At 38.9% G+C, this 20,564-nt stretch carries 18 protein-coding genes; 12 read left to right on the top strand and 6 right to left on the bottom strand.

Going from position 1 to position 20,564, the window contains the following annotated elements; all coding sequences use genetic code 11:
- Position 1 precedes the first annotated feature (1 nt).
- On the bottom strand, positions 2-2,209 hold the full coding sequence (locus IV512_RS06120; RefSeq protein ID WP_209401616.1) for a PAS domain S-box protein: 2,208 nt from the start codon (positions 2,207-2,209) through the stop codon (positions 2-4).
- A gap of 243 nt (positions 2,210-2,452) precedes the next feature.
- On the opposite strand from IV512_RS06120, the gene IV512_RS06125 reads away from it, so the two are divergent.
- Positions 2,453-2,923 carry an ankyrin repeat domain-containing protein gene (locus IV512_RS06125; RefSeq protein WP_209401618.1) on the top strand — a complete coding sequence of 157 codons (471 nt, stop codon included), beginning with the start codon at positions 2,453-2,455 and terminating at the stop codon, positions 2,921-2,923.
- A 92-nt stretch (positions 2,924-3,015) separates the two neighbouring features.
- Positions 3,016-3,792: an amidohydrolase gene (locus tag IV512_RS06130; RefSeq protein WP_209401620.1), complete on the top strand. Its 777-nt coding sequence runs from the start codon at positions 3,016-3,018 to the stop codon at positions 3,790-3,792.
- On the opposite strand, the gene IV512_RS06135 is transcribed toward IV512_RS06130, so the two are convergent.
- Positions 3,776-5,392, bottom strand: a complete 1,617-nt coding sequence (locus IV512_RS06135; protein ID WP_209401621.1) for an Ig-like domain-containing protein — start codon at positions 5,390-5,392, stop codon at positions 3,776-3,778. The genes IV512_RS06130 and IV512_RS06135 overlap by 17 nt on opposite strands.
- Positions 5,393-5,431: 39 nt before the next feature.
- On the bottom strand, positions 5,432-6,103 hold the full coding sequence (locus IV512_RS06140; RefSeq protein ID WP_245224685.1) for a ComF family protein: 672 nt from the start codon (positions 6,101-6,103) through the stop codon (positions 5,432-5,434).
- A gap of 95 nt (positions 6,104-6,198) precedes the next feature.
- On the opposite strand from IV512_RS06140, the gene IV512_RS06145 reads away from it, so the two are divergent.
- Positions 6,199-7,095 (top strand): hypothetical protein, encoded by an 897-nt coding sequence (locus tag IV512_RS06145; RefSeq protein ID WP_209401623.1) that lies wholly within the window; start codon positions 6,199-6,201, stop codon positions 7,093-7,095.
- 37 nt (positions 7,096-7,132) lie between these two features.
- Entirely contained in the window at positions 7,133-8,677 is a 1,545-nt protein-coding gene (locus IV512_RS06150; RefSeq protein WP_209401624.1) for a glycine--tRNA ligase, read from the top strand.
- A 101-nt stretch (positions 8,678-8,778) separates the two neighbouring features.
- Here IV512_RS06150 and IV512_RS06155 read toward each other — a convergent pair whose 3' ends face one another.
- Entirely contained in the window at positions 8,779-9,159 is a 381-nt protein-coding gene (locus IV512_RS06155; RefSeq protein WP_209401625.1) for a Fur family transcriptional regulator, read from the bottom strand.
- Between the two features lie 78 nt (positions 9,160-9,237).
- Here IV512_RS06155 and IV512_RS06160 point away from each other — a divergent pair, with 78 nt between their 5' ends.
- The 6 genes from IV512_RS06160 (at position 9,238) to IV512_RS06185 (ending at position 14,895) form a co-directional block, all read left to right on the top strand.
- Positions 9,238-9,642, top strand: a complete 405-nt coding sequence (locus IV512_RS06160; protein ID WP_209401626.1) for a MerC domain-containing protein — start codon at positions 9,238-9,240, stop codon at positions 9,640-9,642.
- Between the two features lie 113 nt (positions 9,643-9,755).
- Positions 9,756-10,055 carry a hypothetical protein gene (locus tag IV512_RS06165; RefSeq protein ID WP_209401627.1) on the top strand — a complete coding sequence of 100 codons (300 nt, stop codon included), beginning with the start codon at positions 9,756-9,758 and terminating at the stop codon, positions 10,053-10,055.
- A 235-nt stretch (positions 10,056-10,290) separates the two neighbouring features.
- Positions 10,291-12,567: a TonB-dependent receptor domain-containing protein gene (locus tag IV512_RS06170; protein ID WP_371743263.1), complete on the top strand. Its 2,277-nt coding sequence runs from the start codon at positions 10,291-10,293 to the stop codon at positions 12,565-12,567.
- Positions 12,568-12,597: 30 nt separating this feature from the next.
- Entirely contained in the window at positions 12,598-13,398 is an 801-nt protein-coding gene (locus tag IV512_RS06175) for a DUF4625 domain-containing protein (RefSeq protein ID WP_209401630.1), read from the top strand.
- Between the two features lie 56 nt (positions 13,399-13,454).
- The gene (locus IV512_RS06180) at positions 13,455-13,931 is read left to right on the top strand and encodes a DUF4625 domain-containing protein (RefSeq protein ID WP_209401632.1); all 477 of its coding nucleotides are present in this window, start codon (positions 13,455-13,457) and stop codon (positions 13,929-13,931) included.
- A gap of 19 nt (positions 13,932-13,950) precedes the next feature.
- The gene (locus tag IV512_RS06185) at positions 13,951-14,895 is read left to right on the top strand and encodes a DUF4625 domain-containing protein (protein ID WP_209401634.1); all 945 of its coding nucleotides are present in this window, start codon (positions 13,951-13,953) and stop codon (positions 14,893-14,895) included.
- A gap of 76 nt (positions 14,896-14,971) precedes the next feature.
- On the opposite strand, the gene IV512_RS06190 is transcribed toward IV512_RS06185, so the two are convergent.
- Positions 14,972-17,128: a TonB-dependent receptor domain-containing protein gene (locus tag IV512_RS06190; protein WP_245224686.1), complete on the bottom strand. Its 2,157-nt coding sequence runs from the start codon at positions 17,126-17,128 to the stop codon at positions 14,972-14,974.
- A 30-nt stretch (positions 17,129-17,158) separates the two neighbouring features.
- On the opposite strand from IV512_RS06190, the gene IV512_RS06195 reads away from it, so the two are divergent.
- Both IV512_RS06195 and IV512_RS06200 read left to right on the top strand, forming a co-directional pair.
- Positions 17,159-17,923 (top strand): exodeoxyribonuclease III, encoded by a 765-nt coding sequence (locus IV512_RS06195; protein ID WP_209401636.1) that lies wholly within the window; start codon positions 17,159-17,161, stop codon positions 17,921-17,923.
- A 73-nt stretch (positions 17,924-17,996) separates the two neighbouring features.
- Complete coding sequence (locus tag IV512_RS06200) at positions 17,997-19,037, top strand: NADP(H)-dependent aldo-keto reductase (protein ID WP_209401638.1); 1,041 nt, start codon at positions 17,997-17,999, stop codon at positions 19,035-19,037.
- A gap of 104 nt (positions 19,038-19,141) precedes the next feature.
- Here IV512_RS06200 and radA read toward each other — a convergent pair whose 3' ends face one another.
- The gene (gene radA, locus IV512_RS06205) at positions 19,142-20,503 is read right to left on the bottom strand and encodes a DNA repair protein RadA (protein WP_209401640.1); all 1,362 of its coding nucleotides are present in this window, start codon (positions 20,501-20,503) and stop codon (positions 19,142-19,144) included.
- Between the last annotated feature and the right edge of the window lie 61 nt (positions 20,504-20,564).

Consider the following 20,564-nt stretch of genomic DNA (forward strand, 5'->3'; position numbering starts at 1 on the left):
GTTAAGCGGTTTGGTTAAGTTCAAAATATAGTTTAAATGTTGTGCCCTGGTCAACGGTGCTTTCAACTTCAATTTTTCCGTTCATGGCCTCGATTTGATTTTTGGTAATAAATAAACCAATGCCCTTCGCATCTTTGTTTTTATGAAAAGTCTTGTACATGCCGAAGATTTTTTTGCCATGTCTCTTCAGATTGATGCCTAGACCATTGTCCGTAAAGCTTAAAATTACATTTTTATTTAATGTTTTCGATGTTATGGTTAGCTCAGGCTCTCGATCTGGCGATGAGTACTTAATACTATTCGTAATTAAATTTAAAAAAATACTGTCTATATACGCCGGTATACCCATAACGATTAAATCTTCTGGCACCTTGGTAATACACTTGACATTTTTTTCTTGAATGAGTACACTAAGGTTTTTTTTGACATTTTTAAGTGTACTATAAATATTAACTGGTTTTAATTTTTGAGTTGCCCCGACTTTGAGTTGCACGACCTCGTTTAAATGAAGAACGGTTTCGTTCAAACTTTCGGCGGCATCGGAGAGCATGCCGTGAATATCGGAGATTTCTTCTTCATCTTTCTCACCTTCTAGAAAACCGGTCAACATCGAAAGATTAGTGGCATGCGACCTTAGGTTATGTGAAACGATATGGGCAAAATTCAATAAACTTTCATTTTGATGTTTGGTGATGTCAACCAAACGAGTAAGTTCTACTTCGGCATTTTTTCGTTCGGTAATATCAATAACCTGAGAAATTAAATGAGCGAGTTTGCCATCGATATCTCTTACCGCTGTTACGGTCAATACACCATAGACGATATGGCCCTTTTTATGAAAATATCTTTTATCGATTTGGTAACTCTCTTTATCACCATCCAGAACCTTGTCGAGAAGTAATAAATCTTTATCAAGATCATCTGGGTGGGTTATTTCTTGAAAAGTCATTTTAAAAAGCTCCTCTTCCGAATAGCCTAGGCTATTACAGAGGCTTTTGTTGACCTTGATCCAGTTTCCTTTTGTATCTATCAATGCCATTCCCGTATTTGACTTTTCGAAAGCACCTTGAAAAGATTCTTCACTTTTTTCAAGTAGTAACCTTGTTTTGGTCAGCTCGGTTATATCGATATTGGTGCCTACCATTTTCACAGGTTTGCCCGAGTCATCTTTGATAAGAACAGCTTTTGCCCCAATGTGTTTCTGTTTTCCATTGGGCCTGATGATTCTAAACTCGGTTTCGTAATCTTTTTTTCCCTGTATGGCATCGTTGTGAGATTTAAAAATAGACTCTAAATCTTCTGGGTGTAATATTGATTGCCATTGATTAAGGTTGTTCGGGTCAAAAGTTTTGCGCTTGACACCATAGAGTCGATACATGTTCTCATCCCAAACAACTTGGTTCGTTTCGATATCATGCTCCCATATACCAATATTAGATCCAGACGTTGCGATGGCAAGCCTTTTTGAAACCTCATTAAATTTTAGCTCAATACGTTTTTCAGCGTCAATATCTTGAAAGGTGCCAAAAATACGAATACACTTACCGTTAAACATCTCAACATCTCCCATAGCTCGTACCCAAAGTTCTTTGCCTTTGGCAGTTACTATGATAAGTTCAATATCCCATGGCACACCTTCGTTCATGGCTTTAGCGACTATCTTTGATATGGTGTCACGGTGTCGACCTTCTTTGTAAAAGTTTATGCCCTGCGTCACATCAGGTACAAAATCCATAGGAACCTCATGAATTTCTTTAGTGATGTCGGTCCAGAATAGTTCGCCGGTCAGTAAATCGATTTCCCAACCACCAATGCGTGCAACTTCAATAGCCTTTTGTCGTAATTCTTGTCGCCGACTCTCGTCGGTTACATCCTCTAGATACAAGACTATACCAGAAATTTCATTGTTTTCATTTCTAAACGGATTTGCTTTCCATTTTAACCATTTAAAAGCACCATCTTTAGTAATGATTTTTTTGCCGTCGTGTTCGCTTGATTTGCCTTCGAGACAGTCGGCTAAAATTTCAGGAAATTCGGATGGGAGGTCTTCCGAAACTTTAAAAAGGTTTTTACCGGTAACGTCTGAATACTCAGGGCAGAATTCTTCTAGCCAAACTTTTGAGTATGTTTGAAAAGTAATATTTTTATCAAGAACGGCTATAGGTACCGGTGAATCTTTCAACAATGCATTAATGGCCAATGTTTCCAAAAAACAGGGGGGTTTTATCGAAAATGTTATCTGAATTGTAAAAGTAGGAAATTAACTAAAAACTTTTTAACTCTATACTACATTTATAATGTGTGATTTCTTTGGTATTAGTCATAAAGACCATCGATAAAATTGATAGAGGTATGCCTTTTGATTACTCGATTAAAAGTAAATCGAACCTTGAATTTTGTAAATTTCAATATTATTAAGATACTATATCAATATAAATGAAATTTGAATCGTATGAATGAGGCATTCTTCAATGAAATTCGGCTGGGTAACCTCAAAGAGGTAACCGCCATGCTATCAAAAAATAAAGACCTATTGAATATTAAGGATCAAAGAGGTTCAACGCCACTGATATTGGCCGCATATTATAACCAAAAAGAGATTGTAGATTTGTTTTTAGAAGAGGGCGCGGAGATTGACGATACTGATGGCGCGGGTAATACTGCGCTCATGGGTGTTTGTTTTAAAGGGTATACTGAGATTGCCAAAAGTTTGGTCGCTAAGGGGGCAGATGTAAATGTTCGAAATACCATGGGTGGTACGTGTCTAATTTATGCCGCAACTTTTAATAAATTAGAAATTGCACAACTTTTAATGTCAAAAGGTGCCGATACCCAGGTGAAAGATAATCGGGGCAATACAGCACTTGACCACGCAAAATTACAAGGAGCAGACGAACTGATTAATTTATTGGAAAAATATTAAATAGATTCTAAGTATTTGACTTTAATCGAACGGTTTGAAATTCAGGTATAATTTTTTAGCAAATAAGATAATATATTCTATTTCATTTTAATATGAGTGAACAACTAAATCTGGCCTTGGTGCAAACTTCTTTGGTCTGGGAAGACCCTCAAGAGAATAGGCGCATTATTACCAATAAAATAGCTGATTTAGCTACTGAAGTAGACTTGATAGTCTTACCTGAAATGTTTACTACTGGTTTTACCATGTCGCCAGAAAAAATGTCACCTGAAGAAAGTGAAAAAACTCTTAGGTGGATGAAACAAGAGTCGAAAAGATATGGTGCGGCCATCGTCGGTAGCGTAGCTAATAATGCCAATGGTATTTATACGAACCGTCTTTACTTTGTTGAGCCCAATGGTAAGGCTTTACACTATGATAAGAGACATACGTTTACTTTGGCAGGCGAAGACAAGGTCTACAAGGCAGGAAATAAAAAGCTAATCGTCGATTACAAAGGTTTTCGAATTTGCCCTATGGTCTGCTACGACCTTCGTTTTCCGGTTTGGGCCAGAAATGTAGAAAATTATGATTTGTTGTTGTACGTTGCGAATTGGCCGCAACCCAGAATTAATGCTTGGGATACGCTTTTAAAAGCAAGGGCCATTGAAAACATGGCCTATTGTGTAGGGGTCAATCGAATTGGAACAGATGAAAAAGGGCATTCATACAATGGTCATTCCGCGGTTTATGATTGTCTGGGTGAAGAGAAAGTTTATTCAGATCAAGAAGAAGTAGTTTATACCGTGATAACCAGAGAGCACATAGCTTCTACTCGAGAAAAATTAGGGTTCCTAGAAGATAGAGACGATTTTAGTCTCGAATTGTAAAGGTTTCCACTTTTTCCCAATTGGCACGAACCTCAATAACATCAGGGTAGTAACTGATCTTTTCAGGTTGAAGTTTTTTCAGATAATTACCAGTGTCCCATTTTCCGTTGTTGTTAGTATCAAAGATTACACGCATCAAATAATTACCCGGCTCTAAATGGCTAAACTCAAAAACCTGTGTTTCTTTCGCAATAACCTCCCTCTCAAGCTCTCCCTGTTCATCGGTCAGTTGTACGATTAACGGGTATGCCTTTTCATCGACCTTAACCTCAAAGCTTAAATTTCCGAAATCGGCATAACTCCCTGTTGATAGATAGTAGGCCGTGGTATCGTTCACTTGCCCGAAAAAGTCGGTTATGGCACCGGGTAGAAGATCGAGTTGAAAACTTTGATTGGGTTCTACGGGAAAATCAAAATCGACCTGGTTTTTCAAAGTATCTAAACTAATAGAGAAATCGACGGAAAGAGAATCTTGGTCCATCATACTTATTTTGGTCGAATCCAATTCGATTAATGGAGTGTTAGATTGTATGAAAAAGGGTTCGTTGAAACTTAGTGAGCCACTTTGATTTGGGTTTAATCGCAACGAATCTACGCCCACCTTTCTACTCTTAACGCTAAAAGTATCTTTAACCTTTAGTCGTTCATTGGTGACCGTGAATATTATTGAATCGTTTTCAAAGGGTGTGAACCAGAAATTGATGGTGTCTTTATCACGTTCCTTTAGAATTTTAGTTTTTACCGTATCAGGTAGGGCCGTAATGGTTTCTATCTTTACACTATCCGCTACGCCGTAATAACCAAATTGTATGCGGTTTTTGGCAACAAAACTGGGCACGGCCATACTATAATCGGGTACTTCTTTAAACAAGGTGAGAACATACGTAGAATCTGTGGGTAATGTGATGGTATCTTGAAGAAAAGCAATTTTATCGGCATTTTGGTCGAACATATTGTTCTTGGCAGCATCCTTCAGGGCAAACAACTTGTACTTGCCCTCTTTAAGGTTTTTAAGTTTAAAGATGACCATACTGTCTAAAGTATTGGTAATGTAATTGGGCGGTTTTTTATATATGGTAGAATCGGTATATGCCGTGTCTATTTCGTAGAGCATGACCGAGATGAAATCATCCGCTTTCTTTTTAAAAGCATCCTTTATGGCACCAGATAAGGTGAGGGAGTCAATATAATCTCCAGTCGAAAAAACATAGGTAAGAAAAGCACTTGGATTACCTTCATTATTGTCTTGAACGCTTTGCCCGAAATTTAGCGTGTACGTAGTGTTCTCCCTAAGGGTATCTTTAAATTTAAATTCAACATACTTGCTTGCTCCCCCTTGCGGAGTAATGTCGGGTTGGTATTTTAAAGGCGGACTAACTATTAATTGATTTTGAACGTCTTCTAATTTGATGAGCTCATCGAAATACATTCGAATACGTTTGGCTTTGAAATTTGTAGTCATGCTATCCGGCTCGGTTTTTGTCAAGACAGGTGGGGTAATGTCTTTTGGGCCACCGGAAGGGCTGCCTTTTCTAGCACATTGCCATAACACGGCGGCGATGAGAAAGAGAAATAAAAACGCCAGAAATCTACGGGCCATAATCTAAAAATCTAGGCACAAAGAAACAACTAATTTTATTCAATTCCATAATTTGGGTACTACTGCCATGCTTGCGATGTAAATGTTAACCCCTTCAGCTTGAGATAGTGTTTTGGCACAAATTTCCATGGTGCCCCCTGTGGTAATAACATCATCTACAAGAAGAACGTTTTTGCTTTTTAGAGATTCAATGTCGGTAAGCGCAAATAGTGATTTTTTATTTTGCCAGCGGCCCATACGACTTTTTTTGGTTTGTGTTTTTGTATTTAGTGTTTTAACTAATAAGTCGTCACGGTATTTTGTATCTAAATGATACGCCAATCGTTTTGCGAAACTCGATACTTGATTGTACCCTCTCTTCTTCATTCTTTTAGGATGTAAAGGAACCGGGATCACGATATCGATTGCACCTTTGAGTTCGTTACTATCTCTAAGAAGAAAACCGTACCAATCGCCTAGAAAATTTCCGATTTGCTCCTGATTGCGATATTTAAGATTGTGAATCAGTTGCTGAACAATGCCCTTTTCAGTGAAAAACAGGAAAGAACTGGCTTTCTCGATGTTAATTCTGCCATAAAATATACGGTCTACGGGGTTTTCTTCGTTAAAGCTATACTCGGTGAGGGGTAAATTGTTACGACAAGTTGTACACAAGTATTCCTCTCCCCTGATTAAATGAGCATTACATCCAAAACATACCTTGGGTACCAAAACCGAATTGATATCTATTAGTATATTTGTTAACTTTTTGTATAGCAAAACTTTATAGTGCTAGAGTGCAACCTACATAAACCCACTCGATCCCAATGAACGTTCAAGATAATAAAATCAATAATAAGGTAATTTTTGCAGCCCTGATCGCTGTAATTATCGGTATTTTGATTGCATTCTACTACAGCTATGCCCAATCAAGAAGTGAAATTGCTTTTCTGGAGCGTGAAAAGGGAATTTTAGTGCAAGACTTGAGTTTGATGAAGGCCGATGTCGATCGTCTTTCAGCGTTAAATGAGGTCAACGAAATAGAACTTGAGAGTTCTAAATACCGAATTCAACAACTACTTGATTCTGTAGGCCAGCTTAATTTTACGGTTGAGAAGCTTCGCGAATATAAAACGGAATTGCGTCGACTTGAGTCAAAGAACGATAGCCTTAAGCTCAAGAATAATTTCTTGAGGTACAACAACATGCTGCTTTCGAACAAATATGAAGAAACAAAGAAAGAGCTTGAGCAGTTAAAGGGCAAGAGTATGTCTTTAGCAGAGGCAGAAGCTTTACAGCGCAGAAAGATTCAAGAACTGAACCAAGAGCTAAAGTCTAAAAACTATCTTAGTTTACAAAATACCGAGGGCAACGGGTTTAGATTGAGAAGTGGCAAGCCCATCAACACAAATAAGGCTTCAATTATTGAGAAGTTGAGAGGCTGTGTAACAGTTCTTGCCGATATTACGGAAATGAATACCACCAAGGTTATCTATTATCAATTTTTGGATCCTGATATGCGGGTCATTGAAGATAACGCGAATACGATTACCGTAAATGGTAATGTCTACAGCAAAAGAGTAGAGTTTAAGTTTACGGGTGAAGACATGACTATATGTGATTTTATCACGATACCTCAAGGCTCATTGAAAGAAGGTGGCTATAGACTGAACATCTTCGAAGGTCAAAAACTCATGTCTTCTACAGAATTTGAATTGAAATAATTTTTTTTGACTTTCCTTAATATCCTATTTTTGCCGCATGGCAAAACAAGAAGACGATTTTAAGCGGGTAATTTCCCATGCTAAGGAATATGGTTATGTATTCCAATCCAGTGAAATTTATGATGGTTTAAGTGCTGTTTACGATTACGCACAGAACGGTGCTGAATTAAAAAAGAATATACGGGAGTATTGGTGGAAGGCCATGGTTCAGCTCAACGATAATATCGTGGGCATCGATTCGGCGATATTTATGCACCCGACTACTTGGAAAGCTTCAGGGCACGTTGATGCCTTTAACGATCCATTAATCGATAATAAAGATTCAAAAAAGAGATACCGTGCCGATGTACTGGTCGAAGATTACGTATCAAAAATTGAAAGCAAAATAGAAAAAGAAGTAGCAAAGGCGGCAAAGCGTTTTGGTGAAAAATTTGATAAAGAGCAATTCTTGGCAACGAACCAAAGAGTTGTCGATTATCAAGAACAGGCAAAATCGATTCTAAAACGATTAGGGCAGTCTTTGGAAAAGGAAGATTTGGCCGATGTGAAAAAGTTGATTGAAGAGCTTGAAATCGCTTGCCCGATGTCGGGGTCTAAAAACTGGACAGACGTTAAGCAATTCAACCTCATGTTCGGTACCAAGCTTGGGGCTTCGGCTGAAAGCGCAATGGACCTTTACCTGAGACCTGAAACCGCACAAGGTATTTTCGTGAACTTCTTGAACGTTCAGAAAACGGGGCGTATGAAGATACCCTTCGGTATAGCACAGACAGGTAAAGCCTTTAGAAACGAAATCGTTGCACGCCAGTTTATTTTCAGAATGCGTGAGTTCGAGCAGATGGAGATGCAATATTTTATCAAGCCGGGTACACAGCAAGAATGGTACGAGAAGTGGAAAGAAACCCGAATGAAATGGCATCTTTCTTTAGGTATGGGCGAAGATAATTACCGTTTTCACGACCATGAAAAATTAGCCCATTATGCCGATGCCGCTGCTGATATTGAATTCCGTTTTCCATTTGGGTTTAAAGAATTGGAAGGTATTCATTCCCGTACGGATTTTGATTTGGGAAGCCACGAAAAATTTTCGGGTAAAAAATTACAGTATTTCGATCCTGAGACACGTGAAAGCTATGTGCCTTATGTATTGGAAACCTCAATTGGTTTAGATAGAATGTTCTTGGCCGTTTTCGCCAATTCGCTTCAGGAAGAGGAATTAGAGAACGGAAGCTTTAGAACAGTATTAAAATTACCTGCGGTCTTGGCCCCGACAAAAGCTGCTGTTTTTCCATTGGTAAAAAAAGATGGGTTGCCAGAGATTGCCAATGAAATTATAGAAGACCTCAAGTGGGATTTTAATGTGCTTTATGATGAAAAAGATGCCGTCGGCCGTCGTTACCGCAGACAAGATGCGAACGGAACACCATTCTGTATCACGGTAGACCATCAAACATTAGAAGACAAAACCGTAACTATTCGTCATCGTGATTCTATGGAGCAAGAGCGTGTGGCTATCGATGACCTCAAGGGCATTATTCACAAAGCGGTCGATATGAAATCGTGGTTGAAGAAAATGCTTTAGTAGTATTTTCTTTTATCTGAAGGGGTTCATTTTTCTATAGGTAGAGGTCCAGCATTTGTTAAGCGGACTCTATAATGTAATTGCTGAGTTTGGGCAGTTGTCTAAGCTAAGCAGACCTCACAGGTACCTGTGAGTAAAAGTTGTGCCTGCTCTATTTTTTTATTGCTCAAACGTGGAATTTTAATCTCGTAAGACACACACTCTACCTTTCCACATGTGGTGCATTGAAAATGAGGATGTATGTCTACATGCTCCGATTTTGAACAATCATGGCATTTAGCATAATGCTTCAATCCGTTTACTCCTAAAAAAGAATGTACTCGCCCTTCATCCTCAAGGCGATCTAAAATCCGGTAGATGGTAGATTTGTTCATTTGTCCATTAAACTTTTCAACTAGTTCTACTACACCAATAGCACTGTGAATTTCATTGAACAGATCATTTACCAATTTTACTGATTTTGTATTTCTGACAACTCCCATAAAACAAAATTAATGCATTATGGTTGCATTAACAATATTTAATTTTATTTTTGCGACTGAGTTGCATTAATTGTTGATATGGATATCTTTTTAAAAAGACCGAATATCTGGGGTGCATTTGCGAGCGGTCTGTGTTTGGTACATTGTATTGCTACCCCTTTTTTGTTTGCAATGTCCACTTGCATAGGCGAGTGTGAAAGTATGGCCCCAAGTTGGTGGAAACTATTGGACTTTATTTTCTTGGTCGTTTCTTTTTTGGCGGTCTATCGTTCCACTAAAATAACTGCTTCATCATTTATAAAACCGGCCATGTGGTTAAGTTGGTTCATACTTTGTGCACTTTTAATCAATGAGAAGTATGAAGGCCCGCACCTTCCGGAAAGTTTAGTGTTTATGACTTCTATATCGCTAATCACACTTCATCTATATAATCGAAAATATTGTAAATGTAAAACCGCTGGCTGTTGTGCAAAAACTGAATAGGATGAATATAAAATAATAGGGCAACCCTATTAAATCTAGTATAGAAGCTTCCACGGTTTTTTCCGAAGAAGGAGGCAAAAACAAGTTTTTTAAATACAGAGATAAACCTTAATATGAAAACACAGACAAGACGAGCCGTTGCTTTGTTGTTTTTGGCCTTTACCATTAGTATGGAATTGGTTTGTCTTCATGTGTTTACCCATGATGAAAGTAAATCAGTTGATGACTGTAACATTTGTTATGTTTTACAAACCGGCAATCATTCGCCTATGTTACCACAGTACGCGTCTGAATTTTCATTGCCCGAATTTAGCTTTGTCTTTCAACACAGAATTATACGTTGTGAAGATGTGCCTGTTCTAGATCGGCTATTTTCCTATAACCAATTCTCTCGACCTCCACCGATAATTTAATTTTTCTGTTCGAATAAATAGCATGCAAACCTTTCAGCTGAAATGCTGGGTGTAGGTTATTGCTTTGCTATTTATTCTAGAGGTATATAATGCTACAAAACTGTTCTTGAATTTCCTCTAGAACAAACACCAACTATTTTTTCAATCGAATATGATGATTAAAAAGCTTGGTTTACTGCTTAACATATGCTTTTGCACGTATTCCTTAGCGCAACAACCCCAAATGGTTAGGGGTGTGGTTGTAGACTCACTTACATTAAATCCGCTTTCTGGGGTAACTATCTTAGGAGAAAAAGGGTATGCTATCTCTGATCGAAACGGTCAGTTCAACTTACAGATAAAAAAAACCCAGGTTTTTCAGGTTTCGCATATAGGTTATGCCAGATTCAAGGTGAGGGTACCACATACTCAATCAACTACATTATTTATCAAACTAAAACCGTCTAGTACCGAGCTAGATGAAGTTTCGGTACATGGGAAGACAAAGGAAAGAACGGTTAGGGAGACTGCCACGGTATCGGTATCTATAGATGAAGAGTTTTTGCATGCGAACCGCGAAAATAGCCTGATACAGACCTTAAGTAAAATTCCAGGAGTGGGTAGTATGACCATAGGTTCAGGGCAATCAAAACCAACCATTAGAGGTCTTGGATTCAACCGTGTAAGTGTAATTCAAAACGGTATAAAACATGAGGCGCAACAATGGGGCAGCGACCATGGTCTCGAAATAGACCAGTATGGGTTGGAAGATATTCGCATAATAAAAGGTCCTGCTTCTTTAATGTATGGATCAGATGCCATTGCCGGGGTCGTTGATATTCTACCTCAAAAAGTACCTGGGAAGAATTCTTTTGGTGGTGACGTTAATTTGCTTGGTGAAACGAATAATGACCTTTGGGCCGTTTCTGCCGGATTGCAAAGCCGAAAAGATAAGTGGTATTACAGAACCCGTTTAACTTACCGTGATTATGCCGATTTTAGAGTGCCTACCGATAAAATCAATTATGAGAATTACATTTTTGACTTGCATGAGAACCACCTTAGAAATACGGCAGGTCGTGAGGCCAATTTTAGTGTTAGTATTGGTCGTGTAGGTGAAAATTTTAAGTTTGAGACCGTTGTTAGCAATGTAAATGCCAAAAACGGCTTCTTTGCCAATGCCCATGGCTTAGAGGTTCGCTCTTCAAACATTGATTACGATAACTCTAATCGAGATGTAGATTTGCCTTATCATAAGGTAAATCATTTTAAGGTTACCCATAATGCTACGATGTATCTAGGTAACCACAAGTTGCAACTTGATTTAGGATACCAAAACAACCATAGAGAAGAGCATTCAGAGCCCGTACCCCATGGTTATATGCCTAAGCCACCGAATAGCCGTGAGCGCATATTTACAAAAAACACCTATACCGTAAACGCAAAAAGTCTCTTTAAAAAAAACGGCGGGCATACTATTTCTGTTGGACTCAACAGCGAATTTCAGAACAATAATATCGGTGGTTGGGGTTACCTGATTCCAGCCTACGATAGGTTTACCATTGGAGGATACTTTTTTGATCATTTTGAACTCAATAAAAATTTGCATTTGCAGGGCGGTCTACGCTACGATTTTGGTATGCTCAAAATTAATGAGCATTACGACTGGTTTCAAACGCCTAGAGATAATGGAGATGGTTCTACTTTTGACATCTTTTTGCAGCGTGCAACTAACTCCACCTTAGATTTTGGTAGTTATAGTGGTTCGTTGGGTCTGAGTTACATTAGTGGTAATACCACCTACAAATTCAACGTGGGCAAAAGCTTTAGAATGCTATTGGCCCATGAGCTGGCATCAGATGGAGTCAATTATCATATGTATCGGTATGAACGGGGTAGTTTAACACTAAATCCAGAATCTTCCTATCAGATGGATGTGGATGTTTCCCATTCCGGTAATGGATATTCTTTTGGTGTAAGCCCGTTTATCAATTTCTTCGATAATTACATCTACCTCAATCCTACTTCCGATTATGTAGAAACCCTTCAAGTCTATGAATATACCCAAGCCAAAGTATTCAGAACTGGGGGTGAGGTAAATGCTGGTGTTGATGTTACTGCAAATTTACATATTTATGCTTCTGCAGAATATGTTTTCTCTAGACAGAACAGTGGCCCTAAAGAGGGTTTTACAATACCATTTTCGCCACCGCTTATCGGTATGCTTTCCGCTCAATACTTACTCGGTGATTTTGGCATGTTCAAAGAGTTAAATCTCAAGGCCGATTTACGGGCGGCCGCTGCCCAAAATGAAATCGTACCACCCGAAAATATGACCGATGGCTATCAAGTAGTCAATTTGGCTCTGTTAGGCACTCTAAACCTGTTTGATGAACAACTACCAGCCTTGTTGAAGGTTAAACTCAATAACATTTTTAATACGGAATATTATGACCACACCAGTTTTTACAGGCTTATAGATGTACCTGAAGCTGGTCGTAATCTTTCTGTTTCACTGACCATAAATTTTTAAATATTCACAACTATACAAATTCTAAATTTTATGAAAACAAGATTTGAAAAATTAGCAGTTCTAGTATTGATCGGTATCACATTGCATTCTTGTAACAGTGATGATGACGGTAGTATCGAATTAAGTGCACCAGAAATCACCAATTTTGAATATGGTGAAGGTCATCATGGTGAGGAAGATGGTCATGAGCATGAACCAGAAGAAGCATATGCCTATAAAGGTTCTGATGTACATCTAGAAGCAGAAATTAATGCAGAAGCAACCGTAAGTAGCATTACTCTTTCTATTCATTCGCACGATTTAGATGTAGCAGAAGATGAGGAAGAATGGGATTTTGAACAAGTCTACACCGATGCAAGTTATTTAGTGATCAACCCAACATTTCATGAACATGTCGATATACCCAATACAGCTCCCGAAGGTGAGTATCACGTTACCTTGACCGTAACCGATGAAAATGGGAACAGCTCAGAAGTAGAAGGTCATCTACAGATTATGAACCCTATTACCACCAGTAATGTGTCTATCGACGAAGCGGTAGTGAGGGGTAGCGACTTTCATTTAGAATTTATGATTGAAGCCGTAAAGGGAATTCATAATGTTTCAGTAGATGTTCATGCTCATGGGCTTGACATCTTAGAAGGGGAGGAAGAATGGCATTTCACCCAAGTATATGAAGAAGGACTTCACGGAGAAACTTCTGCTGAATTTCACAAACATATTGATGTTCCATCGACGGCACCTGTAGGAGAATATCATATGGTAATCACTATCGAAGACGAAGATGAAAACATCTCAAAAATAGATGCCCATATTGACATACCCGAGTAGAAGTAAGAAGCCCGACACTTGTCTTTCAACAGGTGTTGGGCTAAACAAAGTAAGCGATGAAAAAAATAAAGAAATTCTTATGTTTTATTATGCTGCTCTTCATCAATTCGTGTTCCACTGATGATTCTGCCAGTAAAGATGTAGAAAAGCCAACTATAAGTATTGCTTATAGTGGTGGGTTTCCGAAAGGTTGCGACCAATTAAAGCGTGGTGAAACCTATGTATTTAGGGCCATGGTTACTGATAATGAAGCTTTGGCGTCTTATAGTTTGAATTTACATCACAATTTTGACCATCATACTCATGATGACCAAGTAGGAGATTGCGATTTGAACGAGAGCAAATCAGCAGTAAACCCTTGGATATTTATGCAAAACTTTAGTATTGAAGAAAGTTCGCTCGAGCACGAGATTGAAATTGAACTTGCCATACCCGATGATATTGATACGGGTGATTATCACTGCGCCTATTCGGTCACCGATGCCAGCGGCTGGCAAGGTAGAACATCAATAGATATTAAAATTGTACAGTAAATCTTCTAACAATAAAACTATGAACACCATGATAACTGGCAAATTAAAATTAACAGGAATTCTGCTCCTTACCTTAGTGGGTTTATCATGTTCTGACGACGACACCGAAGAACTAATGCCTGAACCTAGCATGGATGAGCTTGAGATAGGATCCGGAAATAATCAAGGGGTTATCGGAAGAGATTTTCACTTTAACGCAAGAGTTATTGCAGGAAGTACCATTGACATTGTTCAAATTAATATAAACCCCATGGAGGGTGAAACATACAGCAACGCTTGGTCTTTTGAAATTGTCTGGGATGATTTTAAAGGACTCAAAAATAGTACCGTTCACAAGCACTTTGATATTCCCGAAGATGCCCCTGAAGGTAGGTTTGAGTTTAAGATTACCATATCCGATGAAAACGGAACTAAATTGGAAGAGACCTATGAAGTGAATCTGATAGACCCCGAAAACCTTCCTGTTGATCCCTATTTGTATTTGTGGTTTACAGAAAGCAGTAGTGAGAATGTGTATTTTGTAAATGAACTACTTGAGAACCCAGAAGAAATAGTGTTTGCAAAAAATGATACCATTACTTCCCAGGTTTCAATTCGCAATGTAAAGGATGACGGACAGTTGTATATACTTTTTATCAAGAAAAGTGCAGACCACTTGCCTGAATCCCTAGATGATATAGATTTTTCAAAAGCAATTGTTTATGATGTTTTCGCACACGAGAATGAAACAGAGGTCTTTACTTTTACCAACTCTATTAGAGACCCAGATACCTATGAGATTATTAGAGGTCTTCCAGAATTTATATTTGGTGCACAAAGCGATAATTACAACCCAACATCAAATTCTATAGAAGGTGAGAAGGCTTGGGAAAATGGAGAATACTATTTTGGAATAATCTATGAAAACTTTACACATAATGTCAGTGTATATCATTATATGGAGGCAACTGTTAAAGGTTTTTAATTCTTTAGGTTCTCAAAAATCATACAGATCTTTGTAGAACACTTTAGATGAATATTTCAAAATGAACTTCTTGCTGTTAAAGCTTATACCCCAATCTTAAACTGCCATAAAAATTTCTAGGGTTGCCCGGGTAGTAATAACGTGGTTCACCACCGAAGCTTCCGGCATTGATCAATACCGAAGAGGCATAATCTTCATCGAAGATATTATCAACACCAAAATCGATCCCAAGGGTAAACCTGGTCGAAAGGTTTTTATGCCAACCCAATCGGGTCGTGAAAACGGTATAGGGATCACTTTCTAGGCTATTGTCATCTCGCAAAGGTATTTCTGAAATGTGCCTGTGTGTAGTATTCCAATAAAAATCATTAAACAGACGAAGCTGTATACCTGCGGTTCGTTGCTGTTTTGGCACTCCGGTCAATGGATTTCCAGAGTAGTTTTCATCCTCATCAACAAATTCTACAAAAGAATGGTCATTCAAGGTGTAACTTAAAAACGGAGAGAGTTGTACGTTTGGACTAATGTTCCAAAGGTAGTCCATCATAATTTCTATTCCGCGATGTTTGGTTTTTCCTGCATTTCTACCAATGTATTGGTCTTCGGCCACCCTTTCGGCGACCAATAGATTACGAACATCCATCTGGTACGCTACAAAATTGATATGAAACTTTCTATCGTGAAAATACAAATCTGTTCCTACTTCATAATTGGTTCCCGTTTCTTGTGCTATATCAGGATTAATGACTCCATCGGGAGTTAAAGTCTGCTCTACAGTTGGGTTCGAAAAACCTCGGCTTACATTGGCAAATAGGTCGACCGATTCAGCAATAGCATAGTTAAGATTGAGACTGGGCAGAAAAATCGTTTCAAAATCTCGCTGAGCACTTTTATTATCCGCGCCTGCATTGAACTGATCTCTGAAATCGTATTTGGTTTTGTTGATGTTGAGTCCGAGTTGGGCACTAAAATCGGGAGTAATATCGAACAGCAAAGAGCTGAAAATATTCATTTGAGTTCTAAATTCATTGTTGTCGGCGAATTGTTCTCCTTGAAGACTATTATCTAATGGGGCTTCCAGCGTTTCAAAGAGTTGCCAGTTGTATTCGTCTTTATAAAGTTCGGCACCTATAATATATTCAGTGTTTTTTTCACCTAACTTAAAATCTCCTGAAAATCTAGTCCGAAATCCGTAGCCATTGGTATACTCATCTAAAAAGCCTAAGGGCCTGGGCCGTTGTTCAAAGTGGTCTAGATAACTATAAAATATACTTGTGGTATTTTCTAGATTTTTGCTGAAGTTATGGGCATAGCTCAACCCCAGCAGAGAATAGTTATTGGTTTCAAATCCTGATACACCACCCCAATTGGCAGCTGCTTGTTGAGGGTTTTCATTAAAAGCGGTTTCCCCTAATGAACTTGCGATATGTGCGGTATAATCGATATGGTTGACAAGTAGTGAAATGGTATTTTTCGAATTGATACGATAAGACGTATTTAGTAGAAGACCATCACGATCTAATTGACTATTATCTCTATATCCATCGGTTTCTAGATGCCCATATTGAAGGCCTAGCCTCAATTTGCCGTCGAAATGGTTAAAAGAGAGGTTGTTTTTGGTCATTCCGAAAGAGCCAATCGTAAGATTATTGGAAAAATTTGTCGATTTACCTAAAGCCTCTTTTGGGGTCAAGATAATTGCCCCACCCAAATTAGCGCCGAATGCCGAAGCCTTGGGGCCTTTAATAACTTCTATTTGGCTGAGGTTTTCCAAATCGAAAGCCTCTATGGTCGAAAACCCTGAACCATCGGTAACCGGTATATCGTTGTAATATAATTTGAGTTTATCAGTACCGAAGGCGGTTCGAGACCCGATACCGCGAACCGTAATTCGATTTGTGTTCAGGGCGCCCGAGAAAATCTGTACCCCGGGTATTTGGTTGATCGATGATACGATGTCTATAGGACTATAGTTTTGAAAGGTTTTCGCGGAAATTGTAGTAGAAGGTTCAATGCCGCTGGCATTCTTGGTTTTGAGCGCATCCAATAGAATCACTTCATCTAATTGGGTAATGCTGTCATTTTTCGCGTTGTTTTGAGCCCAGCCGAATACAGGACTAATCAATATAAAGAGTAATAGAAGTTTTTTCATTGAAATGGCATGAGGCACAAAAATAGGCTTTAAATGAAAACATGAATTCAATTCTAGTTTCAAACTTTTTTTTATCCTCATTCATTTTCTATTTTCGGACAAATTCAGTGAATGAAAGTAGTATCATATAATGTAAATGGTATAAGGGCCGCCATGAAAAAAGGTTTTATAGATTGGCTTATTGCTACCGATCCTGATGTAATCTGTCTGCAAGAAATCAAAGCGATGAAAGAGCAAGTAGACCTAACTCTTTTTGAAGCGGCAGGGTACCCTTATAATTATTGGTTCAGTGCCCAAAAAAAAGGATATAGTGGAGTTGCTATTTTATCGAAAACAAAACCTGATCAGGTCGTCTACGGTACAGGTATCGATTATATGGATTTTGAAGGGCGCAATATTCGTGCAGATTTCGGTGATATCTCTGTAATGAGTATGTACTTGCCTTCAGGTACGAACTTGGCAAGACTCGAGTATAAACTGACCTATATGGCGAATTTTCAAAAGTATGCAGATGCCCTAAGGATGACGAACCCAAATTTAATTGTTTTGGGCGACTATAATGTTTGTCATAAAGCTATTGATATTCATGACCCAGTTCGTAATAAGAATGTCTCCGGATTTTTACCGGTCGAGCGAGAATGGATCGGCAATTTTATTAAAAGTGGTTTCATTGATAGCTTCAGGCATTTTAATGAGGCCCCTGACAACTATACGTGGTGGAGTTATCGTGCCAATGCCCGTGTAAATAATAAAGGGTGGAGGTTAGATTACGGTATGGTGGCTGAAACTTTGAGAGACCGATTGATGAGATCTGTGATACTTTCAGAAGCAAAACATAGTGACCATTGCCCTATTTTATTAGAGCTTGAAAATTAATGTTTTCGTTCTAAATCGAGACCGACACATATTTAGTAAATTTGCACCTTTCTAAGTCAATACCCAAAGAAGCATGAAGTACAGCAACCTACCCCATACCGATATTGAAGTAAGTAAAATTTGCCTGGGCACGATGACCTGGGGCAATCAAAATACCGAAGATGAAGGTCACCAGCAAATGGATTATGCCGTAGACCAAGGTATCAACTTCTTTGATACGGCAGAGTTATACCCTATTCCCGCGCATCCTGACAGGCATTCGGTTACCGAAAAAATAATCGGTACATGGTTCAAGAAAAATGGAAATAGAGATAAGGTGGTCTTGGCATCGAAAATCGCCGGTAAGGCAGATATGACCAAATTTATACGTACCACCGGGTTTTCAAAAGATTCTATAATCGAAGCTGTAAACGGAAGTCTTGAGCGATTGCAGACCGATTATATTGATCTCTATCAATTGCATTGGCCAGAAAGAAATACCAATTATTTCGGGCAAAGAGGGTATAAACATGAGATTACTGACCACTGGGAAGACAACATTCATCAAGTTTTGGAAACCTTACGCGAGCTGATTCGCGAGGGTAAGATAAGGCATGTGGGCATTTCGAATGAAACGCCTTGGGGTACCATGCGCTTTTTAATGGAAAGTAAGGTGCATGTGAGCTTGCCACGTACGATTACCATTCAAAACCCATACAGTTTACTGAATCGTTTATTTGAAGTCGGTCTTTCGGAAATATCCATTCGTGAAAAAGTTGGGTTATTGGCCTATTCTCCATTGGGCTTTGGCACTTTGTCGGGCAAATACCTTGGCAATATGAAACCTGCGGATGGTAGAGTCACCCTTTTTCCTCAATACACGAGGTACAGTGGCGATAATGCCGTAAAGGCAACGGAAAAATACCACAAGTTAGCGCAAGACAACGATTTGTCGTTGGCTCAAATGGCCCTGGCTTTTGTGAATACCAGACCCTTTGTTACTAGCAATATAATTGGCGCCACTTCAATGAAGCAACTAGAGGAAAACATCGACAGTATCAATATTGATTTGACGGATGATGTGCTCAAGGGAATCGAAGAAATTCACAATCAAATACCTAATCCAGCTCCATAAACACCGAATATGCATTTTTTAAAAGTGGGCTTGGGCCAACTTATCATAATTGTACTCGTAATTATTGTGATATTAGTATGTTCGAGAATTATGAGAGATAGGCGTTAACCGAACAAATCGCTGACAACGTCTTCAATTCGAGCGGCTAGGCGCACGTTTATTTTGGTGTCTTTTAGCCCTATTTTATTGTTTTTTGAAACATAGATAGAGCTAAATCCGAGCTTTTCGGCTTCTAAAATTCGTTGATCAACCCTTTGTACAGGGCGTATTTCACCGGCTAAGCCTACTTCGGCGGCAAAGCAAATGCCTTTTTCTATGTTGATGTCTTCATTGCTTGATAGTATTGCCGCAATAACCCCTAAGTCTATTGCAGGGTCATCAACAGAAATACCGCCAGTGATATTCAAAAACACATCTTTCGCCCCTAATTTAAAGCCTGCCCGTTTTTCCAAAACGGCCAAGAGCATATTAAGTCTTTTCGCATTATAACCAGTGGTCGATCTTTGGGGTGTACCATAGACCGCGGTGCTCACCAACGCTTGAATTTCTATCATTAGAGGGCGCATACCCTCTATAGTCGAGGCTATGGCGGTACCGCTCAGTTTTTCATCGTTTTTTGATATGAGAATTTCAGAGGGGTTGTTTACCTGACGTAATCCGCCGCCTTGCATTTCATAAATACCAAGTTCGGCCGTAGAACCAAATCGATTTTTTAGTGATCTAAGAATACGATAAACATAGTTGCGGTCACCTTCGAACTGTAAAACGGTATCAACCATATGTTCCAAAATCTTGGGGCCGGCAATAGAGCCATCTTTGGTAATGTGTCCGATCAGAATTACCGGGGTGTTCGTCTCTTTGGCAAATTTGATGAGTTCTGCGGTACATTCACGAATTTGAGAAATGCTTCCCGCAGCAGATTCTATATAGTCGGAATGAAGGGTTTGAATCGAATCGATAACCACAATATCAGGTTCTGTAGCTTCGATTTGTCTAAAAATATTTTGGGTCTTGGTTTCCGTAAGAATAAGGCAATTTTCACTATTAGGGTGAATGCGGTCGGCACGCATTTTAATTTGCTTTTGACTTTCTTCCCCAGAAACATAAAGGGTCTTATAGGGTAGCTTTAAGGCAATTTGTAACAGAAGGGTGCTTTTGCCCACTCCAGGTTCGCCTCCGATCAGTACTAATGCGCCAGGCACGAGTCCACCACCTAAAACACGGTTAAATTCAAGGTCAAAGGTGTTAAGCCGTAATTCTTTATCGGTACTGATTTCATTAATGCGCAATGGTCTTGCAGCTTTTTTATTCGGTCCAGTACTGCTTTTCCAGTTTTGCTTTTCTTCTTTTTGAACTACTTCTTCGACAACGGTGTTCCATTCTTTACAAGCGGAACATTGCCCTACCCATTTGGCGTATTGAGTACCACAATTTTGGCAGAAAAAAGCTATTTTGGTTTTGGCCATTTTTGATTTCTAAGATTTGTGTTAAAGGTAAAAAGAAGTTTGCCAAATCGTTTGCTTCTAA

This window comes from Pseudozobellia sp. WGM2, assembly GCF_017810075.1.
In the GTDB taxonomy this organism is placed as follows: Bacteria; Bacteroidota; Bacteroidia; order Flavobacteriales; family Flavobacteriaceae; genus JADNYK01.

Coding starts and splice junctions, on each gene's coding strand:
- IV512_RS06125 (WP_209401618.1), top strand. CDS start 2,453: ATGAATGAGGCATTCTTCAATGAAATTCGGCTGGGTAACCTCAAAGAG.
- IV512_RS06130 (WP_209401620.1), top strand. CDS start 3,016: ATGAGTGAACAACTAAATCTGGCCTTGGTGCAAACTTCTTTGGTCTGG.
- IV512_RS06135 (WP_209401621.1), bottom strand. CDS start 5,392: ATGGCCCGTAGATTTCTGGCGTTTTTATTTCTCTTTCTCATCGCCGCC.
- IV512_RS06145 (WP_209401623.1), top strand. CDS start 6,199: ATGAACGTTCAAGATAATAAAATCAATAATAAGGTAATTTTTGCAGCC.
- IV512_RS06150 (WP_209401624.1), top strand. CDS start 7,133: ATGGCAAAACAAGAAGACGATTTTAAGCGGGTAATTTCCCATGCTAAG.
- IV512_RS06155 (WP_209401625.1), bottom strand. CDS start 9,159: ATGGGAGTTGTCAGAAATACAAAATCAGTAAAATTGGTAAATGATCTG.
- IV512_RS06160 (WP_209401626.1), top strand. CDS start 9,238: ATGGATATCTTTTTAAAAAGACCGAATATCTGGGGTGCATTTGCGAGC.
- IV512_RS06165 (WP_209401627.1), top strand. CDS start 9,756: ATGAAAACACAGACAAGACGAGCCGTTGCTTTGTTGTTTTTGGCCTTT.
- IV512_RS06175 (WP_209401630.1), top strand. CDS start 12,598: ATGAAAACAAGATTTGAAAAATTAGCAGTTCTAGTATTGATCGGTATC.
- IV512_RS06180 (WP_209401632.1), top strand. CDS start 13,455: ATGAAAAAAATAAAGAAATTCTTATGTTTTATTATGCTGCTCTTCATC.
- IV512_RS06185 (WP_209401634.1), top strand. CDS start 13,951: ATGAACACCATGATAACTGGCAAATTAAAATTAACAGGAATTCTGCTC.
- IV512_RS06190 (WP_245224686.1), bottom strand. CDS start 17,128: ATGAGGATAAAAAAAAGTTTGAAACTAGAATTGAATTCATGTTTTCAT.
- IV512_RS06195 (WP_209401636.1), top strand. CDS start 17,159: ATGAAAGTAGTATCATATAATGTAAATGGTATAAGGGCCGCCATGAAA.
- IV512_RS06200 (WP_209401638.1), top strand. CDS start 17,997: ATGAAGTACAGCAACCTACCCCATACCGATATTGAAGTAAGTAAAATT.
- radA (WP_209401640.1), bottom strand. CDS start 20,503: ATGGCCAAAACCAAAATAGCTTTTTTCTGCCAAAATTGTGGTACTCAA.